The following is a 23,858-nucleotide window of genomic DNA, read 5'->3' on the forward strand; positions in this document are numbered from 1 at the left end:
TGAGCGCGAGCGCGATCATGGCCGAGCCCGAGGACGGTTACCGGGTGGCCGATGCTCCGGCGAAGGTGCACAAGGACGCGCCGATCATCGACCTGTTCACGCCGTGCTCGACGAGCGAGATACCCGTCGCCGTCGTCGACGACGAGGGCGCGCTCCTGGGTGTGGTGCCGCGCCAGCGGCTGCTCGCCGTGCTCGGTGAGCCGATGAAGACGGTCGAGACCCCCGCGACCTCCGAGAACGGCGAGGCCGCGAGCCTCGCGAAGGACGACAAGAAGGATGCCGTCCCGTCGCCGCGTGGCGAAGGCGACGAGCCGGCGGAGAAGGTGAATGCCGGTGCCTAGGATTCCCTTCGGTGACTGGGTCAATGACATCGTCCAGTGGATGCTGACCCACCTCGACTGGCTGTTCGGCTTCTTCGAGGACATCTTCAACGGCGTCTACAACGGTCTCAGCGACCTCCTCCAGGCGCCCGAACCGCTGCTGCTCGCGGGCATCTTCGCCGTGATCGCCTTCTGGCTGCGCGGCACGCTCGGTGGCGTACTGACCGTCATCGGGTTCTGGTTCATCCAGAACCTGGAGCTGTGGGACGACGCGATGCTGACGCTGTCGCTCGTCCTCGTGTCGACGATCATCGCTCTGCTCATCGGCGTACCGCTGGGCATCTGGGCGGCCCGCTCCAACCGGATCAGCAATCTGTTCCGTCCGGTCCTCGACCTGATGCAGACGCTGCCGGCGATGGTCTACCTGATCCCGGCCATTCTGTTCTTCGGCTCGGGTGCCCCGGCCGGCATCGTCGCGACGCTGATCTTCGCGGTGCCGCCGGGCGTGCGCATGACCGAGCTGGGCATCCGGCAGGTCGACAAGGAACTGGTCGAGGCGGCCGAGGCGTTCGGCACCAAGCCGAGCAACACCCTGTGGCGCGTCCAGCTGCCGCTGGCCCTCCCGACGATCATGGCCGGTGTCAACCAGGTCATCATGCTGGGTCTGTCCATGGCCGCCATCGCGGGCATGGTCGGCACCGGCGGTCTCGGTGGCGCGGTCAACGAGGCCATCGGCCAGCTGAACGTCGGTCTCGGCGCCGAGGCCGGTATCTCCATCGTGATCCTCGCGGTCTACCTGGACCGCATGACCAGCTCGCTCGGCCAGCAGGTCTCGCCGCTCGGCCGCCGCGCGCTCAACAAGCTGCGCGCCGCGCACGGCCTGAAGATCTGGTCCTACCGTCCCCGCCCGGCCGTCGCCGTGGTCGGTGTCGTCGTCCTCGCGCTCGTCGCGGGCGGCATGGGCATGTTCGGCCAGAACAGCGGCGGTGCCAACCCGACGGCCGCGTCCACGAACGTGGGCCAGGGCAAGAAGGTCACCATCGGCTACATCCCCTGGGACGAGGGCGTCGCCTCCACGTTCCTGTGGAAGGAGATCCTGGAGCAGCGCGGCTTCGACGCGCAGGTCAAGCAGATGGACGCCGGTCCGCTGTACACCTCGCTCGCCGACGGCAGCGTCGACTTCCAGACGGACTCCTGGCTGCCGACGACGCACGCCCAGTACTGGAAGAAGTACGGCAAGAAGCTTGAGGACCTGGGTTCCTGGTACGGCCCCACGTCCCTGGAACTGGCTGTCCCGTCCTACATGAAGGACATCAAGTCCATGGAGGACTTGAAGGGCCAGGCCGACAAGTTCGACGGCAAGATCACCGGCATCGAGGCCAGTGCCGGCGAGATGCAGCTGCTGAAGAGCAAGGTGCTCAAGGAGTACGGGCTCGACAAGGAGTACAAGGTCGTCGACAGCTCGACGCCGGCGATGCTGGCGCAGCTGAAGCGCGCGTACACCGCGAAGAAGCCGATCGTCACGACGCTCTGGTCGCCGCACTGGGCGTACAACGACTACAAGCTCACCAAGCTCAAGGACCCGAAGGGCGCCTGGGGCAAGGGCGACGGCGTGCACTCGCTGGCGCGCAAGGGCTTCGGCAAGGACTTCCCCGAGGCCAACAAGTGGATCAAGAACTTCAAGATGAGCGAGAAGCAGCTCACGAGTCTTGAGGCGGAGATCAACAAGGCCGGCAAGGGCAAGCAGCAGGACGCCGTCAAGACGTGGCTGAAGAAGAACCCCGGCTTCGTCAACAAGGTGGCCCCGGTCAAGCAGGCTCCCGCCGCGGAGACCAAGCGCCCGGTGACCGTCGCCTGGTTCCCGTGGGACGAGGACGTCGCGGTGACGTACCTCTGGAAGCACGTGCTGCAGCGCAAGGGCTACAAGCTCAACCTGAAGCAGATGGACGTCGGCCCGGTCTACACCGGTCTCGGCAGCGGTGACCTGGACGTGAACTTCGACGCCTGGCTGCCGCACGCCCAGAAGAACTACTGGGAAGCGAACAAGAACAACCTGAAGGACCTGGGCACCTGGTACAGCCCGACCTCCCTGGAAGTCGCCGTTCCCTCCTACGTGAAGGGCGTCAAGTCCCTCTCGGACCTGAAGGGCAAGGGCAAGACGTTCGACGGCAAGATCATCGGTATCGAGCCCGGTACCGGCGTCATGAACACCGCCAAGAACGACGTGCTGCCCGGCTACGGCCTGGACAAGGAGTACAAGGTCGTCGACGGCTCCACGCCGGCGATGCTGGCCGAGCTGAAGCGCGCGTACGCCAAGAAGGAGCCGGTCGCGGTTCTGCTCTGGTCGCCGCACTGGGCGTACAGCGACTACAAGCTGACCAAGCTCAAGGACCCGAAGAAGAAGTTCGGCGTTGGCAACACGATCCGGACGATCTCCAACAAGGAGTTCCCCAGCAAGTACCCGCAGCTCACGAAGTGGATCAAGAACTTCAAGATGAGCGAGGACGAGCTGGCGAGCCTGGAGTCCGAGATCAAGAAGCAGGGTCAGGGACACGAGGAGGCGGCCGTCTCCAAGTGGCTCGAGACGCACCAGGACGTCGAGAAGCGGATGACCGCTTCCTGACGACTCTGATGACTCTGACGGCTCACTGACGCGTGCAGCCGTGCGAGGGGCGGGTTCCCGTAAGGGGGCCCGCCCCTCGCGGCGTTCGTCGGGGCGGGACGGCGCGGCCCGATCGTGACCCACCGCTTTCCCCCGCTCACATGAAACGGCGGGGTGAACATGCGTAGGGTGCATTCAAACGAACCGGGTACACCAATCCGGGGCGCGGGTCCCCGGCGAATAAGCCGGGCGAGCGAAGCGGGAACGGGCAGGGCGACCAGCGGGAGGGAGCGCGGGCCATGGACGAACACAAGGAATCACTTCGCGTGGGCGCGGCCGTACGACGCCGTCGGCGCTCCCTCGAACTGACCCTGTCGGCCGTCGCCGAGCGCAGCGGCCTGTCGGTGCCGTTCCTCAGCCAGGTCGAGAACGAGCGGGCCAGGCCCAGCCGCCGCTCCCTGGAGAAGGTCGCCGACGCGCTCGGCACCACCGCCGTCGAACTCCTCGCCGCCGCCGACCCGGCGCGCACCGTCGACCTGGTGCGGGCGGACGACGCCTCCGTCGCCGAGGACGGCACGGACTTCGTCGTACGTTCCCTGGTCCGCGGCCACCATCAGATGCACGCCCAGGAGTTCGTCGGCGACCACGACCCGGGCCGCGAGTTCCAGCTCCGCAACGACGTGCTGATGCATGTCACCGAGGGCGCGGTCGAGGTCGAGGCGGAGGGGCGGGCCTACCGGCTGGACCGCGGCGACACCCTGTACCTGACCGGTGGCGTACGGCACCGGTGGCGGGCCACCGTCGGGGACGCGCGGGTGCTCGTGGTGGCGGTCGCCGAGCACATCGACGCGGTCGACGAGCCGGGCCCGAAGTAGGCCGCGCCGCCGTGCGTGTCGTCTCCCTCGTACCGTCCCTGACGGAAGCGATCGCAGTGACGCTGCCCGGCGTCCTCGTCGGCGCCACCGACTGGTGCACACACCCCGCGGACCTGGACGTCCCCCGCATCGGCGGCACCAAGAACCCGGACGTGCGGGCGGTCCTCGCGCTCCGCCCCGACCTCGTCGTCGCCAACGAGGAGGAGAACCGGGAGCCGGACCTCGCCGCTCTGCGCGCCGCGGGTGTCGAGGTGTTGGTCACGGAGGTACGTGATCTGCCGCAGGCCGTACGGGAGTTGGAGCGGGTGCTGCGCGCCTGCGGGGCGACGGAGCGGCCGGGGTGGCTGGCCGCCGCGGAGGCCGCGTGGTCCGAACTCCCGGTTGGCGGGAGCCGGTTGACGGCCGTCGTACCGATCTGGCGACGCCCCTGGATGGTGCTCGGCCGCGACACCTTCGCGGGGGACCTGCTGGCGCGGCTCGGCGTGGACAACGTGTACGCGGGCCACAGCGAGCGCTATCCGCGGATCCCGCTCGACGAACTCCGCGCCCGCAAGCCGGACGTGGTGATCCTCCCGGACGAGCCGTACCGCTTCACCGCGGACGACGGCCCCGAGTGCTTCGACGCCACGAGCGTGCTGGTGAGCGGCCGCCATCTGACGTGGTACGGACCGTCGTTGGAGGAGGCGGCGGGGGAGCTGCGCCGCCGGTTGCCTGACAAATCAGGCCCCTGCGGCGGCTCCGGCGGTTCCGGTAAATCAAGCCCCTCCGGCGATTGAGGAGCGGGGTCCGGGGCGGAGCCCCGCGGCGTAGGAACGGTCAACCGCAACTCTCAGCGGGGCGCCGAGAGGAGCCGCCCGGTCAGCAGGCCACGCACCGTGTGGGCCGCCGCCACCACCCAGACCGCCACCAACCCCACGTACAGCACGACGGCCAACCCGTCGAACACCGCGAGCCCCGTGTGCGCCCCAAGGCCCTCCGCCCCCGTCACACACGTCCCGACGGGAAACGTGAACGCCCAGAACGTCATCGCGAACCCCATGCCCTGCCGCCGCGCCCGCACCACCATCGCAAGCGCCAACGCCAGCCACATCAACGCGAACCCCATCACCGGCACCCCGTACAGCACGGCGAACGCGGTGAACCCGTGCGCGTACGACTCCGGAAGCACGCCGCCCGCGACATCGGCGAACTTGTTCGCGGCCGTCGTCGACTGCCCCAGCGGCCCGAGGACGAGGAACAGCGTCGGGGTCAGCGCCAACGGCAACGGCCCCGCCGTGACCAGCCGGGCGAACACGACAGGCAGCATGACCAGCGTCGCGAGCAGGCTCAGGCCGAACATGGCGTAACAGGCGAGCAGCAGCGTCTGCTGCGCCTGACCGCCCGGCAGATGCGGCACAAGCAGCGGCCCGACCGCGGCCGACACCATCGGCGCGACGACCGGAAGCAGCCACACCGGTGAGGCCTCATCGGCGCTGATGCGATGCCGGACCACCATCAGGTACGGGATGGCGACCGCCGCGACGAGCCCGATGACCGTGCCGGCGACGAACAGCACGACGTCGATGGCGATCGCCGCTCGCGCACCGATCCAGTCCTGGCCGACCAGGACCGTTCCCGCGCCGACGGCGAGCAGCGCCATCGAGAGGCAGCCGTAGAACGGCGCCGCCGTCGGGTCGAGCAACTGCTCCTTGGCCCGGTCGCGGTGGTGCCTCCAGTGCAGGGCGCGGGCGCCGAGGAGCACGAGGAGCAGCACGAACGACAGTGCCCAGAACACCGTGCAGGCGGTGCGCAGGCCGGTGAACCGGACAGGGAGCGTGGCGCCCGCGTTGGCGATGATCGCGGTGCCCATGACGGCGGCGTACCAGTTCGGCCCGAGGTGCCGGACGGCGGCGCGGACGCCGGTGGTGGGGCGGGCGACGGGATGGGCGTGGGGTGCGGGGTGGGCGGCGGTGACCATGGTTCTACGGTCCCGCCGGGCACGGGCCCCCACCAGGGGTGTTCTCGCTATCAGGGCATAACCTGGGCTTATGAGCGAGGGAGAAGTGGCACTGGACGCCGGGCTTGCGCATCGGGTGCCCGAGCTGGGTGCGTTGCAGTTGTTGCTCGCGGTGGCGCGGCTCGGGAGTCTGGGCGCCGCCGCGCGGGCCCTCGGTATTACGCAGCCGGCCGCGAGCAGCCGGATCCGGTCGATGGAGCGGCAGCTGGGGCTCGCCCTCGTCGACCGTTCGCCGCGCGGTTCCCGGCTCACCGACAGTGGCGCGCTCGTCACGGACTGGGCGCGGCCCATCGTGGAGGCCGCCGAGCAGTTCGACGCGGGGGCGTCCGCGCTGCGGGACCGGCGTGACTCGCGGCTGCGGGTGGCGGCGAGCATGACGATCGCCGAGTATCTGCTGCCGCGGTGGCTGATCGCGCTGCGGGCCGAGCGGCCGGACACGGCGGTGTCGCTGCTGGCCGGGAACTCGGCGGCGGTCGCGGAGCGGCTGCTCGGCGGGGAGGCGGACCTCGGGTTCGTGGAGGGGCTCACGGTTCCCGCAGGGCTCGACTCGGCGGTCATCGCGCACGACCGGCTGATCGTGGTGGCGGCGCCGGGGCATCCGTGGTCGCGGCGGCGGAAGGCGCTCGCGGCGGGGGAGTTGGCGGCGACGCCGCTCATTCTGCGCGAGGAGGGGTCGGGGACGCGGCAAGTCCTGGAAGCGGCGCTCGGTGGGCTCGCCCGGCCGCTGATCGAGTTGTCGTCGACGACGGCGGTGAAGTCGGCGGCGGTGAGTGGGGCCGGGCCGTCCGTGTTGAGTGAGCTGGCGGTGGGGGAGGAGTTGGCGGCGCGGCGGTTGGTGGCGGTGCCGTTGGAGGGGGTGCGGCTTGCGCGGGAGTTGCGGGCGGTGTGGCCGACGGGGCACCTGCCGGTGGGGCCCGCGCGTGATCTGCTGTCGCTGACCCGGTCCGGGTGACGCCGAGCCGGGGTTGCGGTCGCGGGGCTCTGCCCCGGACCCCGCGCCTCAATCGCCGGCGGGGCTGTTTGGGGTTGCGAATCGTCACCAGGGCCTTTATTGGGTCGACCTGAGAGGTCGGGGGCGGCACGATCGGTTTATGGGTCGGGCTCCGAGTGCAAGCGGTGTGCGGACCCCCTGGAGCGCGCTGCCCGAGCGGGTGCGGCGTGGTGTCGAGGGGGTGCTCGGGGCAGGGGTGGTCGGGGCGGTGACGCAAAGTGGAGGGTTTTCGCCGGGGGTGGCCGTGCGGGTGGTGCTTGCCGATGGGCGGCGGGCGTTCGTGAAGGCCGTCGATACGGAGACCAATCCGCTCAGTCCGCGCTTTCACCGCGCGGAGGCGCGGAACGCCGCGGCGCTGCCGGAAGGGGTTCCGGCGCCGCGGTTGCTCGGGGTGTACGACGACGAGGGGTGGGTCGCCCTCGCCTTCGAGGACGTGGTGGGGCGGCAGCCGCACGTGCCGTGGCGGGAAGGGGAGTTGGGGCGGGTGCTGGGGGCGGTGGACCGGCTCGCCCGGGTGCTCACGCCCGCCCCGTTCCCCGCCCGCAGCGCCGGTGAGGTGCTCGGTCCCGACTTCAACGGGTGGCGCGGGCTGGTCGACGAGGGGCGGGTGGCGGGGGCCGGGTTCGATCCGTGGGGCGTGCGGAACGCCGAGTGGCTCGCCGAACTCGCCGCGCCCTGGGCCGGGTTCGCGGGCGGGGACACGCTGGCGCACGCCGACCTGCGGGCCGACAACATGCTGCTGACGGACGACGACCGTGTCGTGTTCGTCGACTGGCCGCACGCTGTGCGCGCCGCGCCCTGGTTCGACCTGCTGCTCATGCTGCCGTGCGTACGGGCGCAGGGCGGGCCCGACCCCGACGAGGTGTTCACGGCGCATCCGCTGGGCCGCGCCGCCGACCCGGAAGGCGTCACGCGGACGCTCGCCGCGCTCGCCGGGTTCTTCCTCGACCACGCGACGCGCCCCACCCCGCCGGGGCTGCCCACGCTGCGGCCCTTCCAGCGGGCGCAGGGCGACGCCGCCCTGGCGTGGCTCAAGGCCAGGCTCAAGAGCTGAAGGGGCGGCTCAGAAGCCGTGGGGCGTGCTCGCGGCCCGTACCAGACCTTCGGTGACGCGGGCGTCCTCGCCCATCTCCGGGTGCCACTGGACGCCCATCACCCAGGTCATGCCCGGCAGTTCGACCGCCTCTATGGTGCCGTCGTCGGCGTGGGCGGAGGCGACGAGGCCCTTGCCGAGGCGGTCGACGGCCTGGTGGTGGTAGGCCGGGACGTCCGTGGGGTCGGGGACGAGGTCGCCGTAGCGGGTGCCCGGCACCGGGGTGACCGTGTGCTGGCCGAAGACACCCGTCTCCTTCACGTGGCCCTCGATGTGCTGCGTCAGCGTGCCACCGAGGGCCACGTTCAGGAGCTGCATGCCGCGGCAGATGCCAAGGAGTGGCGTGCCCGAGGTCAACGCGGCGCGGATCAGGGCGAGTTCCCACGCGTCGCGCTCCGCGGCGGGCGGTCCGGTGCGCGGGTCGCGCTGCGCGCCGTACTGGCCAGGGTCGACGTCCGGGCCGCCCGCCACGATCACTCCGTCGAGCCGCGCCACCACCGAAGGCGCGTGCTTCGGGTCGTCCGGGGGAGTCATCGCGACGAGGCCGCCCGAGTCCTGCACGAGCCGCGGATAGCCGGCCGGCAGCAGCGCCGCGGGCAGCTCCCAGATGCCCCAACTGGCCTTGTTCTCCAGGTAGGTGCTGATGCCGATCAGCGGCCTGCTCACCATGGTGTCGCGCTCCCCGATGCCGTACGTACCGAATCCCCGAGCGTACGAGATCGGGGAGCGCGCCACCGGGGCGTTCAGCATGCGGGCAGCCGCCCCGCCGAACGGCTTACGGCTTCTTCCCAGGCGGCAGCCCGGCCCCGTACGTTGTGGCTTCCGGTTGAGCTTGAGGAGGATCTTCCCGTGGCAGACCGCACACCCCCGCTGACCGTGGAGGAACTGCACGCCCTCGTCGCGTGCGGCGAGATCGACACCGTGGTCCTCGCGTTCCCCGACATGCAGGGCCGGCTCCAGGGCAAGCGCTTCGCCGCCCGCTTCTTTCTCGACGAGGTCCTCGACCACGGCACGGAGGGCTGCAACTATCTGCTCGCCGTCGACACCGAGATGAACACCGTCGACGGCTATGAGATGTCCTCCTGGGAGCGTGGGTACGGGGACTTCGCCATGCGGCCCGACCTCGCCACCCTGCGCCGCGTCCCCTGGAACGCCGGCACCGCCATGCTCACCGCCGACCTCGCCTGGAACGACGGCTTACCGGTCGTCGCCGCGCCCCGCCAGATCCTGCGCCGCCAGCTCGACCGGCTCGCCGAACTCGGGCTCACCGCCCAGGTCGGCACCGAACTCGAATTCATCGTCTTCAAGGACACGTACGAGCAGGCCTGGGACGCCGGTTACCGGGGGCTGACGCCCGCCAATCAGTACAACATCGACTACTCGGTGCTCGGGACCGGGCGGATCGAGCCGCTGCTGCGGCGCATCCGCAACGAGATGGCGGGCGCCGGGCTGACCGTCGAGTCCGCCAAGGGCGAGTGCAACCCCGGGCAGCACGAGATCGCCTTCCGCTACGACGACGCCCTCGTCACCTGCGACCAGCACGCGATCTACAAGACCGGCGCCAAGGAGATCGCCGCGCAGGAGGGCTGCTCGCTCACCTTCATGGCGAAGTACAACGAGCGGGAGGGGAACTCCTGCCACATCCATCTCTCGCTCGCCGACTCCGACGGCGCCAATGTCATGGCGGGTCCCGACGGCGACGGAATGTCCGAGGTCATGCGGCAGTTCCTCGCCGGGCAGCTCGCCGCGCTGCGCGACTTCTCCCTGCTGTACGCGCCGAACATCAACTCGTACAAGCGGTTCAAGCCTGGTTCCTTCGCGCCGACCGCCGTCGCCTGGGGTCACGACAACCGCACCTGCGCGCTGCGCGTCGTCGGCCACGGCCGCTCGACCCGCTTCGAGAACCGGCTCCCGGGCGGCGACGTCAACCCGTACCTCGCCGTCGCCGGGCTCGTCGCGGCGGGCCTGTACGGGATCGAGCACAAGCTCCAACTCCCGGACGCCTGCGCCGGAAACGCCTACACCGCCGACTACGAACACGTCCCCGGCACCCTGCGCGAGGCCGCCGACCTGTGGGCCAACAGCCCCCTCGCCAAGGCCGCCTTCGGGGACGAGGTCGTCGACCACTACCGCAACATGGCGCGCGTCGAACTCGACGCGTACGACGCCGCCGTCACCGACTGGGAGCTGCGTCGGGGATTCGAACGGCTATAGCCCCGAGGAATCGGAAGGCTGTGAATTCGGAAGGCTGTGAAAGGGACCGCATTGGCACCGCTGCACGTACTGAACCCGGCCACGGAAGAGCTCGTGGCCACCGTCCCCACCACCACCCGGGAAGAGGTCGACGCCGCCGTCGCCCGCGCCACCCGCGCACAACACGGTTGGGCGGCCGCCACCCCCGCCGACCGGGCCCGGCTGCTGCGCCGCTTCGCCGCCGCCGTCGATGAACACCTCGAAGAACTCGCCCAGTTGGAGGTCCAGGAGGCGGGGCACCTCGTCGGCAACGCCCGCTGGGAAGCCGGCAACGTACGCGATCTGCTCGACTACGCGGCCGGGGGCGTCGAGCGCCTGAACGGCCGTCAGATCCCGGTCCCCGGCGGCCTCGACGTCACGTTCCTCGAACCGCTCGGCGTCGTCGGCGTCATCGCGCCCTGGAACTTCCCGATGCCGATCGCCGCCTGGGGAACCGCCCCCGCCCTCGCCGCCGGCAACGCCGTCCTCCTCAAGCCCGCCGAGACGACCCCGCTCACCGCGCTGCGGCTCGCCGAACTCGCCCTGGCGGCCGGGCTTCCCGAGGGGCTGTTCCAGGTGCTGCCGGGGGAGGGCCCGGTCACCGGGAACGCCCTCGTCGAGCACCCGGGCGTCGCGAAGATCGTGTTCACCGGGTCCACCCGCGTCGGCACCCGGGTCGCGGCCGCGTGCGCGGACCGCGTGAAGCCGGTGACCCTGGAGCTCGGCGGCAAGAGCCCCAACGTCGTCTTCGCCGACGCCGACCTCCCGGCCGCCGCCGACCCCTTCGCCTTCCTCGACAACACCGGCCAGGACTGCTGCGCCCGCACCCGGATCCTCGTACAGGAGCCGGTGTACGAGGAGTACGCCGAGCTGCTCGCCGACCGGGTGCGCGCCGTCGTCGTCGGCGACCCGGCCGACGAGAAGACGCAGATGGGCCCGCTCATCTCGCGCGCTCAGCTCGACCGGGTCAGGGACTTCGTGCCCGACGACGCCCCCGCGATCCGGGGCAGCGCCCCGTCGGGGCCCGGCTTCTGGTTCCCGCCGACCGTGCTGACCGGTCAGGACCCGGACTCGCGCTGCGCGCAGGAGGAGATCTTCGGCCCGGTCGCCGTCCTGCTGCCGTTCACCGACGAGGCCGACGCCGTACGCCTCGCCAACGACACGCCGTACGGCCTGTCGGGCTCGATCTGGACCCGCGACGTGGGGCGCGCGCTGCGCGTCTCGCGGGCCGTCCGCGCGGGCAACCTGTCCGTCAACTCGCACTCCGCGGTGCGCTATTGGACGCCGTTCGGCGGCTCCAAGCAGTCGGGGATCGGCCGCGAACTCGGGCCCGACGCCCTCGCCGCCTTCACCGAGACCAAGAACGTCTTCATCAGCACGGAAATCAGCACGGAAGGGCCCGCTCAGTGACCGACTCGCAGGACATCATCTGCCGCCGCCTCGTCGACCGCACCGCCGTCATCACCGGCGCCGGCAGCGGCATCGGCCTCGCCACCGCCCGCCGCCTCGCCTCCGAGGGCGCGCACGTCGTCTGCGGCGACATCGACGAGACCGCGGGCAAGCAGGCGGCCGAGGCGGTCGGCGGCACCTTCGTCCAGGTCGACGTCACCGACGCCGAGCAGGTCGAGGCGCTGTTCAAGACCGCGTACGACACCTATGGCTCGGTCGACGTCGCCTTCAACAACGCGGGCATCTCGCCCCCGGACGACGACTCGATCCTCGAAACGGGCCTGGAGGCGTGGAAGCGGGTCCAGGAGGTCAACCTCACCTCCGTGTACCTGTGTTGCAAGGCCGCCATCCCGTACATGCGGCGCCAGGGCAAGGGCTCCATCATCAACACGGCGTCGTTCGTGGCCCGGATGGGCGCCGCCACCTCGCAGATCTCCTACACCGCGTCCAAGGGCGGCGTCCTCGCCATGTCGCGCGAGCTGGGCGTGCAGTTCGCGCGCGAGGGCATCCGCGTCAACGCCCTGTGCCCAGGCCCGGTCAACACCCCGCTCCTCCAGGAACTGTTCGCGAAGGACCCGGAGCGGGCGGCCCGCCGCCTGGTGCACATTCCGGTCGGCCGGTTCGCCGAGGCGATGGAGATCGCGGCGGCCGTCGCCTTCCTCGCCAGCGACGACGCGGCGTTCGTGAACGCCACCGACTTCCTGGTCGACGGCGGGATTTCGGGCGCGTACGTGACACCAGTGTGAGAACCCTGTGAGCATCGCCCCGGCGCGTGTACGGTCCACTCACATGCGTAACAGACATGTTGCCGCGTGGACCTCGGTCGCGGCCGCCGCCCTGCTGGCGGCCGCCGGCCTCGCCACTCCCGCGGCCGCCGCCACGTCCGCACAGCCCGCCTCCGCGAACTGCCCCCAGCTGTCGAAGAAGCTGCCCTGGTACGGCCAGAACCGGGCCAAGCTCCAGCGCATGATCGACGAACGGGGCATCTGCGGCGGACACAAGGGCCCGCGTCCCGTCGCCGCGTTCGACTGGGACAACACCGTCGCCAAGAACGACGTCACCGACGCGACCATCGCCTGGTCGCTCAAGCACGACAAGATCCTGCGGCCCGCGAGCTGGAAGCAGACCAGCAAGTGGCTGACCGACGACGCCGACAAGGCGCTCACCGCCGCCTGCGGCACCGACGTCCCCGTCGGGTCCCCGCTGCCGACCTCCACCGACACCGACTGCACGGACGAGATCTTCAACATCCGTGAGTCCGGCAAGACGATGAGCGGCGCCGCCGCCTTCGCGGGCGAGTGGAACCACCGGCGCACCGTGCCCCAGTACGCCTGGGTGCCCCAGCTCTTCGCGGGCCACACCGTCCCCGAACTGGAGTCGTACGCCGCCGCCGCGCGCAAGGAGGCCCTCGCCGCCCCCATCGGCTCCACGCAGAAGCTGGGCACCCACACCATCCCCGGCTACGTCCGGTACTACGAGCAGCAGCGCGACCTGATCCGTACGCTCCAGAAGGCCGGCTTCGACGTCTACATCGTGTCGGCCGGGTCCGAGCCGGTCACCGAGGTCTGGTCGGCGGGTGTGGGTATCGACCGCGCCCACACCATCGCCATCCGCTCCGTCCTCGACTCCCGGGGCCGCATCACCACGTACAACGAGGGCTGCGGCGGCGTCGGCAGGACGCAGGGCGAGGCCATCCCGTACATCGACGGCAAGCGGTGCTGGATCAACCAGGACATCTTCCACATCAAGGGGAAGTCGGCCTGGGACAAGCAGAAGTGGAACAAGCGGATCGCGCTCGGCGGCGGTGACGCCGACACCGACGTCACATTCGTCGGCGACGCGACCGGCTCCCACCTCGTCCTCAACCGCAACAAGCCCGAGATCATGTGCCGGGCCTACGACAACGCCGACGGCCGCTGGGTCGCCAACCCGATGTTCATCGAGCCGCTGCCCCAGAAGACCGGTACGTACCCGTGCTCGACGGCCGGATACAACAAGCCGGAGGGCGGCTTCGGCCCGCTGCTCAGGGACGACGGCTCGGTCGTGCCGGACCAGACCGACACCATCTACGGATCCGCGAACTCCTGACGCACGTACGGGGCGAGGGCCACAGTGACGTGGCTGGACGTGGCTAGACGTGGCTACAAGAACGTATAGCCCTCGCCCCGATACGTCGGCACCGTCTCCACGACCCGGTCGCCCGACACCAGGTGCAGCGTCTCGAACCGCTCGCACAACTCCCCGGCCTTCGCGTGCCGGAACCACACCTTGTCGCCGATGAGCAGGTCGTCGGCGGCCGACCCGAGCAGCGGCGTCTGTACTTCCCCCGGGCCCTCCTGCGCGTCGTAGCGCAACCCCTCCGGGAGATACGGCACGGGCAGCCGGTCGACACCCGCCGCCCCCGAGGCCGGATACCCGCCACCGAGCACGGTGACCACCCCGACCCCCGGCCTGCGCACCACGGGCTGCGCGAAGAGCGCGGCCGGACGCCCCGTGAACGACGTGTAGTTGTCGAAGAGCCGCGGGACATACAGCCCGGAACCGGCCGCGATCTCGGTCACCGCCTCCTCCGCCGCCGTGTGCTGCACGCTCCCCGTGCCGCCCCCGTTCACGAACTCAAGGTCGGGCGCCACGCCCCGCACCGCACGCACCACTTCGGCCCGCCGCACCGCCAGCTCCTTGCGGGCCGCGGCCTGCATCAGCCGGATCGCCCGCGATCGCACCGGCCGCCCCGCCAGCGCGTCCCCGACGCCCGCGACATGACCCTCGTACGCCATGATCCCCACGAGCCGGAACCCGGGACGGCGACTCACGACCCGGGCCAGATCGGCGAGTTGAGTGGGCGTACGCAGCGGTGACCTGAGCGCGCCGACCCTGACCCGGCCACCCAGCGTCCGCCACGACGTGTCCAGCTCCACGCAGACCCGGATCTCCTCGCGGCCCCCGTCCCGCGCGTCCTGGATGAGCCTGAGCTGCGCCGGATCGTCGACCATCACGGTCACCGCCGCCGCCAGCTTCGGATCGTGCGCCAGCTCCGCGAAGCCGTCCCGGTCGGCCGACGGATAGGCCAGTAGCACGTCCTCGAACCCCGACCGCGCGAGCCACAGCGACTCGGCGAGCGTGAACGACATGATCCCGGCGAACCCTGGCCTGGCCAGCACCCGCTCCAACAGGGCGCGCGAACGCACGGACTTACTGGCGACGCGGATCGGCTTCCCGGCGGCCCGGCGCACCAGGTCGTCGGCATTGGCGTCGAAGGCGTCCAGATCCACGATCGCCAGAGGGGCGTCGAGATGAGCGGTGGCCCGGTCGTACCGGGCCCGATCGGCGGCGCGCGGTGTCATGGCCGAAGCCTGCCAGACAGGATTACCGCAGGGTAGGGGGACGGATGGTGATGGATCGGTCGATCCCGTGTGCGACCCGTGTGCGGAGTACGCGTTGACCTGGCCGGGCCCGTTAGAGTGACGCGCACGCAGGCCGAGGAAACGGGGGAGGCATGAGTACGGAAGCCCGGCGCGTCCCGCCGCGCCCCACATCCCCGCCCCGGCCCACCGAACTTCCCCCCACGGCCCCACCGTTGCCTTCCACACCACCACCCCCGGCCCCGTCGTCCCGCCTCCCGGACGGCCCACCGCCGGCGAAGAGCACCGGTGTGCCCCTTCCCCCGGCCCAGCCGCCGAAGGAAACCCAAGCCGAGAGCACAACCCGCCTCCGCCCGATCCGGGGCGACCAAAATCAAGCCCCTGCGGCGCTTGAGCAGCGGGGTCCGGGGCAGCGCCCCGCGACCGCACCCCCGGCTCCGCCGACCCCACCGATGCCCTCAACCCCACCCCGCCGCTCCGTGGGCAGCGTCGACCTCACCCCCCGCCCGGAAACCGTCGGCCGCCCCTTCGTCCGGCTCGCCCGCCCCGAGCACTACGACGACCGCACCACCCTCCTGCGCCCCATCGGCTCCCGCCTCAAACCCCGCACCGCGGCCGCCGCGGCCTGCGTCGTGCTCGGCCTCGGCCTGATCGGCGGCGCCACCACGGGCTCCATGCTCACCGGCGACGACGACGGCCCCCCGTCCGTACAGGCCGCCTACCGCGAGGCAGGACAGCTCTGGCACGGCGTCCCCGTCGACCGGCTGTTCCCGCGCACCCTCAAGGGCGAGGGCGCGGGCCCCGGCAGGGCGGACCGCACCTGGACCCGGATCGCCGTCGCCCCCGACAGCACCTGCGCCCACGCCTTCGACCCGCTGCTGCACAAGGCGCTGCGCTCCGCCGGCTGCCTGCGCCTGCTGCGCGCCACCTACACCGACGCCACGCAGAGCAACGTCACCACGGTCGGCCTGATGTTCACGAAGGCCGACGCGGAGGCGACGAAGGCGCTGCGCTCCCGCTTCCTCGAACAGGGCCTGGACCGCCGCGAGGACCTCATGCCCCGGCCCTACGCCGCGAAGGGCACGGTCGCCGAGGGCTTCGGCGACCGCCAGCGCGCGTCCTGGACGATCAACATCCTCACCGACGCCCCGGTCGTCGTGTACGCGGTCTCCGGCTTCGCCGACGGCCGCAGCGTCAGCGAACCGCAGCCCGCGGCCGACGCCATGAAGTCCGGCTCCACCAGCGCCCCCGCCCAGGCGGGCCTCGGCCACGACGCGCAGGGCATCGCCGACCGGATCGAACGCGACCTGCGCAAGACGGTCAAGAAGTCCGCGGACCGGGACACGGAGCAGTAGCAGAACGATGAACCGCACCAGAAGCAGGAACCGCAGCGGATCCGCAAGCGGCGCCGCCGCCAAAAACCGCCGCCTCCGCCCCACCCACACCCCCACCCACACCCCCACCCACACCCCCACCCACACCCCCACCCACACCCCCACCCACGCCCTCACCCGCACCCTCGCGGCCCTCGGCACCGCCACCCTCCTCACCCTCCTCCCCACCACCGCCGCCCACGCCGACACCGTCCGCGCCCAGCAGTGGGGCCTCACCGCGCTGCACACCGCCGACGCGTGGAAGACGACGCGCGGCAAGGGCGTCACGGTCGCCGTCCTGGACACCGGCGTCGACGACGAGCACCCCGACCTCAAGGGCAACGTCCTCGAAGGCAAGGACCTCGTCGGCTTCGGCGCGAAGCGCGGCGACCGCCCCTGGGCCCGGCACGGCACCGCCATCTCCGGCATCATCGCGGGCCACGGACACGGCAAGGACGACGGCGACGGCGTCATGGGCGTGGCCCCGCAGGCGAAGATCCTGCCGGTGCGGGTGATCCTGGAGGACGGCGACCCGTCCCGCGCCAAGGCCCGCGAAACCCGCGGCAACGCCCTCTCCGACGGCATCCGTTGGGCCACCGACCACGGCGCCGACGTCATCAACCTGTCCCTCGGAGACGACTCGAACACCGCCCACCCCGAGGCCAGCGAGGACGCCGCCGTCCAGTACGCGCTGAAGAAGGGCGTCTCCGTCGTCGCCTCCGCGGGCAACGGCGGCGAACAGGGCGACCACGTCTCCTACCCGGCCGCGTACCCCGGCGTCATCACCGCCACAGCCGTCGACTCGTCAGGCGCCCGCGCCTCGTTCTCCACCCGCCGCTGGTACGCCTCCGTGGCCGCGCCGGGCCGCAACATCGTCACGGCCGACCCCGACCGCAAGTACTACTCGGCGTGGGGCACCAGCGCCGCGTCCGCGTTCGTGTCGGGCGCCGTCGCCCTGGTCCGCGCCGCGCACCCCGGCCTCAGCCCCGCGCAGCTCAAGAAGCTCATGGAGGACACCGCCGACGACCCGCCCTCCGGCGGCCGCGACGACTCCCGCGGCTTCGGCCTCGTCGACCCGGCCGCCGCGATCACCGCGGGCGCGAAACTGAAACCACAGCGCCTGACCTCGGCCTCGTACGGCGAGAAGTACTTCGGTCCGGGCCCCGACGACGACTCCGCCGGCGGCCTCGCCACCTGGGCGACGGTCCTCGCGAGCACCCTCGGCGTGCTGCTCCTCGGCGCGGCCGGCTACCTGTGGCGCGGCCACCGCTTCATGCCGCGCCGCTGACCACCGGCACCGCGGCCCGCGCCACATCCTCGACGAGCCCGACGCCCGCGTCCTTGGTGACGCTCCCGTTGGAGACCACGGCCACCAGGTACTTCCGCCCGCCGGCGGTGACCTCGCCGACGCTGTTGATGTCCCACAACCCGGTGGTGCTGCGCCGCAGCCACCCGTTCTTCAACGCGGCGCCGTCCCCGGCCGCGGACACGCCCCACGCCTGGTCGCTCTCCACATTGCCCATGAGCTCCTGGACGTACGATCGCGACTCCTTGGTCAGGGCGAGCCCGTCACCGACCCCGAACACCTGCTTGAGCAGGGCGAGTTGATCGGCCGCGGTGGTCTGCGTGAGCCCCCACAGGGACCCGTCGCCACCGCTGGTCCCGGTGAGTCCCAGCCGCTCGTTCGCCGCGTCGAGCCCGTCCGCCCCGCCGATGTCGTCCCACAGCGCGGTCGTCGCGTCGTTGTCGCTCTTCTCGATCATCGCGGTGGCGTACGTCCGCTCCCGCACGGTCAGCTCCCGCCCCTCGTCCTGCGCCCGCAGCAGCAGCGCGGCGAGCACGTCGACCTTCACGATGCTCGCGGTGTCGTACGTCCCGTCCCCCGACGCGTACGAGGCGCCGCTCCCGCTCGTCTCGTCGTACACGGTGACGGAGACCTCGCCGTCGTGCCCCTGAGCGGCCGCCTGCACGGCCGTGGCCAGCTCGGTGTCCTTGTCCACGGTCGTGGGACTCCTCTGTGCGGAGGCGGTGTGCGAGACGAGGACGGCCGCGTCGTGCGGCCGCGTCTGTGCGTAGACCGTAGTGCCGCCGACGGCGGCGGTGAGTACGACGGCGGTGGCGGCGAAGCCGCGTCTTCTCGTTCGACGGGACATGCCGCGATGCTCCGCCGCCGCTCTGTGCGGACCCTGAGCCGCGTCTCAGGGTCCGCTGAGAATCGTCCCCGGCCGCTCGGTAGGCTCGGCGACCGTGGCGAACAAGAACATTCCCGACCCCGGCTTCTCCGACGACGACGGCACGGCCGACCCGCGCCTGACCGAGGCCCTGGCCGCGTGGTCGAAGGACCGCACGGCCCACGGCCCCGTCCTTGAGCTCCTCAAGGACGCCCGGCTGCTCGTCCCGGTCGTCGCCGTGCTCGGTGAGGTCGAGGAGGACAATGAGGAGGGGCGCGAAGCTCGAAACAAGGGCGGTGGCGGGAGACGGGCGGGCGGCCTGCGCCGCGAGAAGACCAGCGACATGGCGGTCCCGACCCTGAAGGCGGCCGGCCGCAAGGCGCTGCCCGCCTTCACCTCGATCGCCTCGCTCGCCCTGTGGGACCCCCAGGCCCGCCCGGTCGCCGTCCCCCTCCACCAGGCTCTCCAGGCCGCCGCCCACGAACAGGCCGACACCGTCGTCCTCGACGTCGCGGGCCCCGTCCCGTACGAACTGACGGGCCCCGCCCTGTACGCGCTCGCGGAGGGCCGCACCGACACCGCCCCGCTCGCCGACCCGGCCGTCCGCGAGGCCGCCCGCGCCGCGGTCGCCGCCGAGCCGTCCGTGGCCCGCGCCTACCTGGGCTCCGGCCGGGCCGACGGCACGCTCGCCCTGGTCCTCGACCCGGACGCCGACGTCCAGGCCACCGCCCAGGCCGTCGCCACCCGCATCGCCGCCGACGAAACACTGAGGGCCCGCCTGGTGCGCGGCCTCGACCTGGCACTCCTGCCGGTCGAGGCGACGCCACCGGGCGAGCCCCTCTACGTACGTGGGTGAGCCGAGCGGCCGGAGGGCCTAGCCGTAGATCGGGCCCGTGTACTTCTCGCCGGGGCCCTGGCCCGGCTCGTCCGGCACCACCGATGCCTCGCGGAACGCGAGCTGCAGCGACTTCAGGCCGTCCTTCAGGGGAGCGGCGTGGAAGGAGCTGATCTCCGTGGCGCTGCCGTCGAGCAGCCCGGCCAGCGCGTGGATCAGCTTGCGGGCCTCGTCGAGGTCCTTGTGGGTGTCGCCCTCCTCGGTGAGGCCCAGCTTCACCGCGGCGGCGCTCATCAGGTTCACCGCGACCGTCACGATGACCTCGACGGCGGGCACGTCGGCGATGTCGCGGGTCAGCGCGTCGTAATCAGGGGTTTCGGTTGCGGGGGTCGCGTCACTCATGGGCCCCACGATATGTCCCGCGCACCCGATTGGGCGCACCCCCCAAGTCCTGCTAACCTTGTGTAACGACCGGCCGGAAACCCACGTCCTCACGGATCAGGTGCCCGGCCCACAAGTGGAGGCTCCGATCTCCCACCTGACCGCCCGACCAGGGCGGTGGGTCACCGGTCAGACGGTCACCGTCGTTCCGTACGGACGACGGAACCGTCCGATACTGCGCCCCGCGGTTCACCGTGGCGGTGCTCCGGTAGTTCATGGAGCCCCGCGTGTGTACCGTCCGGGGCATTTTTTGTGCGTCGGCGCGGTTGGTACTTACGTCACAAACGTACGCGGCGGTCCGCCAGGCCGTCGTGTGGTGCTACCGAGGAGGATCCATCAGCGCCGAGCCCCGCATCAACGACCGGATTCGCGTTCCCGAAGTGCGACTTGTCGGTCCCAGCGGCGAGCAGGTCGGGATTGTTCCGCTTGCCAAGGCCCTTGAGCTTGCTCAGGAGTACGACCTCGACCTCGTCGAGGTGGCGGCGAACGCCCGTCCGCCCGTATGCAAGCTCATGGACTACGGGAAGTTCAAGTACGAGTCGGCCATGAAGGCCCGTGAGGCGCGCAAGAACCAGGCGCACACGGTCATCAAGGAGATGAAGCTCCGGCCGAAGATCGACCCGCACGACTATGACACCAAGAAGGGTCACGTCGTCCGGTTCCTCAAGCAGGGCGACAAGGTCAAGATCACGATCATGTTCCGTGGTCGCGAGCAGTCCCGGCCGGAGCTCGGCTACCGACTGCTGCAGCGTCTCGCGAACGACGTCGAGGACCTCGGTTTCGTTGAGTCGAACCCGAAGCAGGACGGCCGAAACATGATCATGGTCCTCGGTCCGCACAAGAAGAAGACCGAGGCGATGGCCGAGGCCCGCGAGGCCCAGGCCGCTCGCAAGGCCGACGCGAAGGCCAACCCGGGACGTTCGCAGAACGCCGCCGAGGAGCAGGCCGACGAGGACGTCGCCGAGACCCCCGCCGAGGCTCCGGCCGAGGCATGATCCGTGCCGCGCACAGCCCGTGCGCCACGGATACCAACTGACACAACTGACGTTCCACCACGGCCGGTTCGCGCCACGCACGGACCGGCCCGGGAATGCCACTGACGAGGAGAGAACGGCGCCATGCCGAAGAACAAGTCGCACAGCGGTGCCAGCAAGCGCTTCAAGGTCACCGGCTCCGGCAAGGTGCTCCGTGAGCGCGCCGGCAAGCGCCACCTGCTCGAGCACAAGTCGTCCCGCGTGACGCGCCGCCTCACCGGCAACGCCGAGATGGCCCCGGGCGACGCCGCGAAGATCAAGAAGCTTCTCGGCAAGTGATGTACGGGCGCGTGATCGCGCCCTGTACGTCGGCTGGACCGGGACTATTCGAATTCGGGTCGGGTGAAGACAACCCCGGCCCCGCTACAAGGAGTTAACAAGTGGCACGCGTCAAGCGCGCGGTGAACGCGCACAAGAAGCGTCGGGCGATCCTCGAGCAGGCCAGCGGCTACCGCGGTCAGCGTTCGCGTCTGTACCGCAAGGCGAAGGAGCAGGTCACCCACTCCCTCGTCTACAACTACAACGACCGCAAGAAGCGCAAGGGCGACTTCCGTCAGCTGTGGATCCAGCGCATCAACGCCGCTGCCCGCCAGAACGGCATGACGTACAACCGCCTCATCCAGGGTCTGAAGGCCGCCAACATCGAGGTGGACCGCAAGATGCTGGCCGAGCTGGCCGTCAACGACATGAACGCGTTCGCCGCGCTCGTCGAGGTCGCGCAGAAGGCGCTTCCGGCGGACGTGAACGCGCCCAAGGCGGCGTGAACGCTCCGCTGAGCCGCATGTGACGTGGGACCCGCAAGCCCGTTGGCTTGCGGGTCCCACGTTGTTCGTTGCGCCGCACCGCACGGGGCTCCGCCCCGGACCCCGCGCCTCAATCGCCGGCGGGGCTTGATTGGGCCGCAACCGCCTTGGGCAATCTGCCGAGTCGGCGCGGTGCTGCGCAACCATGGAACCGGTCCCCAACACCGTCACCCACCCCGAAAGTTAGGCGCATGGTCGCAACGCCCGAGTTGATCTCATCCAAGTCGCCGCGCGTGAGCGCCGCGCGGCGGCTCGCGAAGCGGAATTTCCGGGGGAAGGAACGGCAGTTCCTCGCCGAGGGGCCGCAGGCCGTGCGGGAGGCGGCCGCGCACGGCGGGCTCGTCGAGCTGTTCGCGACCGTCGACGCCGCGGAGCGGTACGCCGACATCGTGGGCGAGGCCAGGGACGCCGGGGCGCGGGTGCACCTCGCCGAAGAGGGCGTCATCGCCGACATCTCGACGACCGTCACTCCGCAGGGGCTCGTCGGCGTGTGCCGGTTCCTGGACACCCCGTTCACCGAGATCCTCGCGGCGCGGCCCAAGCTCGTCGCCGTACTCGCGAACGTACGCGACCCCGGGAACGCCGGAACCGTGCTGCGCTGCGCCGACGCGGCCGGGGCGGAGGCCGTCGTGCTGACCGACGCGTCCGTCGACGTCTACAACCCGAAGGCGGTCCGCGCCTCCGTCGGGTCCCTGTTCCACTTGCCCGTCGCCGTCGGCGTACCCGTCGAGGAGGCCGTCGCCGGGCTCAAGGAGGCGGGGGTTCGGATCGTCGCCGCCGATGGGGCGGGGGAGGACGACCTCGATGGTGAGCTGGACCGGGGGAGCATGGGCGCCGCCACCGCGTGGGTCTTCGGCAACGAGGCGTGGGGGCTGCCGGAGGAGACCCGCGCGCTCGCCGACGCCGTCGTCCGCGTGCCCATTCACGGCAAGGCCGAGAGCCTCAACCTCGCGACGGCCGCGGCCGTTTGCCTGTACGCGTCCGCGCGTGCGCAGCGCGCCCCCGGAGGGTGCCGCTCCGTCACACCCAGCTAGTAGGGTGACTCTTCCGGTTCGACCGCCGGGAGGGGGAGCGCGGGAGATGAGCGTCGTCAACGGCAGCGGTGCGCGCGGGCCGGCCGGTGCCGGCGCGTCCGGGGCCGACGAGCTCGCCGCCCTCGGCGTCCACCCCGACGACCTGCCCGACGGACTCGTCGTCGCGGACGAGCGCGGCCGCGTCATCTGCTTCAACGCCGCCGCGGAGCGGATCACCGCCGTCCGGGCCGAATCCGCCCTCGACGCACCGCTCGAACGTGCCCTTCCGTTAGAGGACCTCGAAGGGCGGCGCTGGTGGCAGCTCACCGACCCGTACGACGGGCTCGCGACGCGCGCCGGACAGCCCGAGCGGAACCTGCTGCTGCCCGGCGGCCGGGAGGTCCTGGTCACCGCGCGTTATGTGCGCGACCGGCCGACCGGGCCCGTGCACCGCGTCGTCGTGTCGATCAGGGACACCGAGGCCCGGCGACGTACCGAACGAAGCCACGCCGAGCTGATCGCCACCGTCGCCCACGAGCTGCGCTCGCCGCTGACCTCCGTCAAGGGCTTCACCGCGACGCTGCTCGCCAAGTGGGAACGGTTCACGGACGAGCAGAAGCGGCTGATGCTGGAGACCGTCGACGCGGACGCGAACCGGGTGACGCGGCTGATCGCCGAGCTCCTCGACATCTCGCGCATCGACTCCGGGCGGCTTGAGCTTCGGCGCCAGCCCGTCGACATCGCGGCCGCCGTCTCCCGGCACATCCAGGCGCACGTCGCGGCGGGCCAGGCGGCCGACCGGTTCCTGCTGCGCGTCCAGCACCCGCTGCCCGACCCCTGGGCCGACCCGGACAAGATCGACCAGGTCCTGAGCAATCTGCTGGAAAACGCCGTGCGGCACGGCGAGGGAACCGTCACCATTGACGTCGAGCCCACCACGCCCACCGGCACGTCGGTCACCGTGTCCGACGAAGGCCCCGGCATCCCGGAGGAGTCCATGAACCGCGTCTTCACCCGCTTCTGGCGGGGCAGCAAGCGCGGCGGCACGGGCCTCGGCCTCTACATCGTCAAGGGCATCGTGGAGGCCCACGCCGGGTCGATCACCGTGGGGCGGGCGCCCGGTGGCGGCGCCGAGTTTCGATTTACGTTGCCCGTGGCGACGCCGGCGTATCTCACCAGCTGAGTACCGGGGCCCCACGGGCGCATTCGTACACCTCACCCCCGTTAGACTCGTCCTTTGGCACGTTTGCGTCCCCGCCACTCGACGG

General features: G+C 71.2%; 22 protein-coding genes and 1 pseudogene. 18 read left to right on the forward strand and 5 right to left on the reverse strand.

Annotation, left to right across the window (positions count from 1 at the left end; translation table 11 throughout):
- The 4 genes and pseudogenes from RBJ65_RS33535 to RBJ65_RS33550 form a co-directional block, all read left to right on the forward strand.
- Positions 1 to 341: pseudogene (locus RBJ65_RS33535) on the forward strand (hypothetical protein); the annotation flags it as partial.
- A complete protein-coding gene (locus tag RBJ65_RS33540; RefSeq protein WP_306319215.1) occupies positions 334 to 2,943 on the forward strand; it encodes an ABC transporter permease/substrate binding protein in 2,610 nt (869 codons plus the stop codon). The pseudogene RBJ65_RS33535 and the gene RBJ65_RS33540, both read left to right, overlap by 8 nt.
- A 278-nt stretch (positions 2,944 to 3,221) precedes the next feature.
- Positions 3,222 to 3,797, forward strand: a complete 576-nt coding sequence (locus RBJ65_RS33545) for a helix-turn-helix domain-containing protein (RefSeq protein WP_306319214.1) — start codon at positions 3,222 to 3,224, stop codon at positions 3,795 to 3,797.
- 11 nt (positions 3,798 to 3,808) lie between these two features.
- Positions 3,809 to 4,573 carry a helical backbone metal receptor gene (locus tag RBJ65_RS33550; RefSeq protein WP_306319213.1) on the forward strand — a complete coding sequence of 255 codons (765 nt, stop codon included), beginning with the start codon at positions 3,809 to 3,811 and terminating at the stop codon, positions 4,571 to 4,573.
- Positions 4,574 to 4,626: 53 nt separating this feature from the next.
- Here RBJ65_RS33550 and RBJ65_RS33555 read toward each other — a convergent pair whose 3' ends face one another.
- Positions 4,627 to 5,754, reverse strand: coding sequence for a TDT family transporter (locus RBJ65_RS33555; RefSeq protein ID WP_306319212.1), 1,128 nt, complete (start codon positions 5,752 to 5,754; stop codon positions 4,627 to 4,629).
- 70 nt (positions 5,755 to 5,824) lie between these two features.
- Here RBJ65_RS33555 and RBJ65_RS33560 point away from each other — a divergent pair, with 70 nt between their 5' ends.
- Entirely contained in the window at positions 5,825 to 6,745 is a 921-nt protein-coding gene (locus RBJ65_RS33560; RefSeq protein WP_306319211.1) for a LysR family transcriptional regulator, read from the forward strand.
- A gap of 139 nt (positions 6,746 to 6,884) precedes the next feature.
- The gene (locus RBJ65_RS33565) at positions 6,885 to 7,838 is read left to right on the forward strand and encodes a phosphotransferase family protein (RefSeq protein WP_306319210.1); all 954 of its coding nucleotides are present in this window, start codon (positions 6,885 to 6,887) and stop codon (positions 7,836 to 7,838) included.
- 9 nt (positions 7,839 to 7,847) lie between these two features.
- Here RBJ65_RS33565 and RBJ65_RS33570 read toward each other — a convergent pair whose 3' ends face one another.
- On the reverse strand, positions 7,848 to 8,546 hold the full coding sequence (locus tag RBJ65_RS33570) for a gamma-glutamyl-gamma-aminobutyrate hydrolase family protein (RefSeq protein WP_306319398.1): 699 nt from the start codon (positions 8,544 to 8,546) through the stop codon (positions 7,848 to 7,850).
- Between the two features lie 180 nt (positions 8,547 to 8,726).
- Between RBJ65_RS33570 and RBJ65_RS33575 the strand changes: the two genes are divergently transcribed.
- The 4 genes from RBJ65_RS33575 to RBJ65_RS33590 are packed head-to-tail and all read left to right on the forward strand — an operon-like array spanning position 8,727 to position 13,646.
- Positions 8,727 to 10,091 carry a glutamine synthetase family protein gene (locus RBJ65_RS33575; protein WP_306319209.1) on the forward strand — a complete coding sequence of 455 codons (1,365 nt, stop codon included), beginning with the start codon at positions 8,727 to 8,729 and terminating at the stop codon, positions 10,089 to 10,091.
- Positions 10,092 to 10,142: 51 nt separating this feature from the next.
- The gene (locus RBJ65_RS33580; protein ID WP_306319208.1) at positions 10,143 to 11,519 is read left to right on the forward strand and encodes an aldehyde dehydrogenase; all 1,377 of its coding nucleotides are present in this window, start codon (positions 10,143 to 10,145) and stop codon (positions 11,517 to 11,519) included.
- Positions 11,516 to 12,304 (forward strand): 3-oxoacyl-ACP reductase, encoded by a 789-nt coding sequence (locus RBJ65_RS33585; protein WP_306319207.1) that lies wholly within the window; start codon positions 11,516 to 11,518, stop codon positions 12,302 to 12,304. The genes RBJ65_RS33580 and RBJ65_RS33585 overlap by 4 nt, the downstream gene beginning before the upstream one ends.
- 43 nt (positions 12,305 to 12,347) lie before the next feature.
- Positions 12,348 to 13,646 carry a haloacid dehalogenase-like hydrolase gene (locus RBJ65_RS33590; protein ID WP_306319206.1) on the forward strand — a complete coding sequence of 433 codons (1,299 nt, stop codon included), beginning with the start codon at positions 12,348 to 12,350 and terminating at the stop codon, positions 13,644 to 13,646.
- 53 nt (positions 13,647 to 13,699) lie between these two features.
- Here the strand turns inward: RBJ65_RS33590 and RBJ65_RS33595 are convergent, their stop codons facing one another.
- The gene (locus tag RBJ65_RS33595) at positions 13,700 to 14,902 is read right to left on the reverse strand and encodes an amino acid deaminase/aldolase (RefSeq protein WP_306319205.1); all 1,203 of its coding nucleotides are present in this window, start codon (positions 14,900 to 14,902) and stop codon (positions 13,700 to 13,702) included.
- A gap of 497 nt (positions 14,903 to 15,399) precedes the next feature.
- Between RBJ65_RS33595 and RBJ65_RS33600 the strand changes: the two genes are divergently transcribed.
- Together RBJ65_RS33600 and mycP are read left to right on the forward strand one after the other, a co-directional pair.
- A complete protein-coding gene (locus RBJ65_RS33600; RefSeq protein ID WP_306319204.1) occupies positions 15,400 to 16,275 on the forward strand; it encodes a hypothetical protein in 876 nt (291 codons plus the stop codon).
- A 7-nt stretch (positions 16,276 to 16,282) separates the two neighbouring features.
- A complete protein-coding gene (mycP, locus tag RBJ65_RS33605) occupies positions 16,283 to 17,581 on the forward strand; it encodes a type VII secretion-associated serine protease mycosin (protein ID WP_306319203.1) in 1,299 nt (432 codons plus the stop codon).
- Here mycP and RBJ65_RS33610 read toward each other — a convergent pair.
- A complete protein-coding gene (locus tag RBJ65_RS33610) occupies positions 17,565 to 18,446 on the reverse strand; it encodes a serine hydrolase (protein WP_306319202.1) in 882 nt (293 codons plus the stop codon). The genes mycP and RBJ65_RS33610 overlap by 17 nt on opposite strands.
- A 94-nt stretch (positions 18,447 to 18,540) precedes the next feature.
- Here RBJ65_RS33610 and RBJ65_RS33615 point away from each other — a divergent pair, with 94 nt between their 5' ends.
- The gene (locus tag RBJ65_RS33615) at positions 18,541 to 19,320 is read left to right on the forward strand and encodes an SseB family protein (RefSeq protein WP_306319201.1); all 780 of its coding nucleotides are present in this window, start codon (positions 18,541 to 18,543) and stop codon (positions 19,318 to 19,320) included.
- A gap of 18 nt (positions 19,321 to 19,338) precedes the next feature.
- On the opposite strand, the gene RBJ65_RS33620 is transcribed toward RBJ65_RS33615, so the two are convergent.
- Complete coding sequence (locus tag RBJ65_RS33620) at positions 19,339 to 19,701, reverse strand: DUF1844 domain-containing protein (RefSeq protein WP_306319200.1); 363 nt, start codon at positions 19,699 to 19,701, stop codon at positions 19,339 to 19,341.
- Between the two features lie 350 nt (positions 19,702 to 20,051).
- Here RBJ65_RS33620 and infC point away from each other — a divergent pair, with 350 nt between their 5' ends.
- The 5 genes from infC to RBJ65_RS33645 all read left to right on the forward strand — a co-directional run bounded on the left by infC (position 20,052) and on the right by RBJ65_RS33645 (position 23,773).
- Positions 20,052 to 20,735, forward strand: a complete 684-nt coding sequence (infC, locus tag RBJ65_RS33625; RefSeq protein ID WP_306319397.1) for a translation initiation factor IF-3 — start codon at positions 20,052 to 20,054, stop codon at positions 20,733 to 20,735.
- Between the two features lie 123 nt (positions 20,736 to 20,858).
- Positions 20,859 to 21,053: a 50S ribosomal protein L35 gene (gene rpmI, locus RBJ65_RS33630; protein WP_004933563.1), complete on the forward strand. Its 195-nt coding sequence runs from the start codon at positions 20,859 to 20,861 to the stop codon at positions 21,051 to 21,053.
- Between the two features lie 101 nt (positions 21,054 to 21,154).
- Positions 21,155 to 21,538, forward strand: coding sequence for a 50S ribosomal protein L20 (gene rplT / locus RBJ65_RS33635; RefSeq protein WP_306319199.1), 384 nt, complete (start codon positions 21,155 to 21,157; stop codon positions 21,536 to 21,538).
- Positions 21,539 to 21,768: 230 nt separating this feature from the next.
- Positions 21,769 to 22,611, forward strand: coding sequence for an RNA methyltransferase (locus RBJ65_RS33640; protein ID WP_306319198.1), 843 nt, complete (start codon positions 21,769 to 21,771; stop codon positions 22,609 to 22,611).
- A 46-nt stretch (positions 22,612 to 22,657) separates the two neighbouring features.
- A complete protein-coding gene (locus RBJ65_RS33645) occupies positions 22,658 to 23,773 on the forward strand; it encodes an ATP-binding protein (protein ID WP_306319197.1) in 1,116 nt (371 codons plus the stop codon).
- Positions 23,774 to 23,858 lie beyond the last annotated feature (85 nt).

The organism is Streptomyces sp. KL109B (assembly GCF_030766935.1).
Taxonomy (GTDB): domain Bacteria; phylum Actinomycetota; class Actinomycetes; order Streptomycetales; family Streptomycetaceae; genus Streptomyces.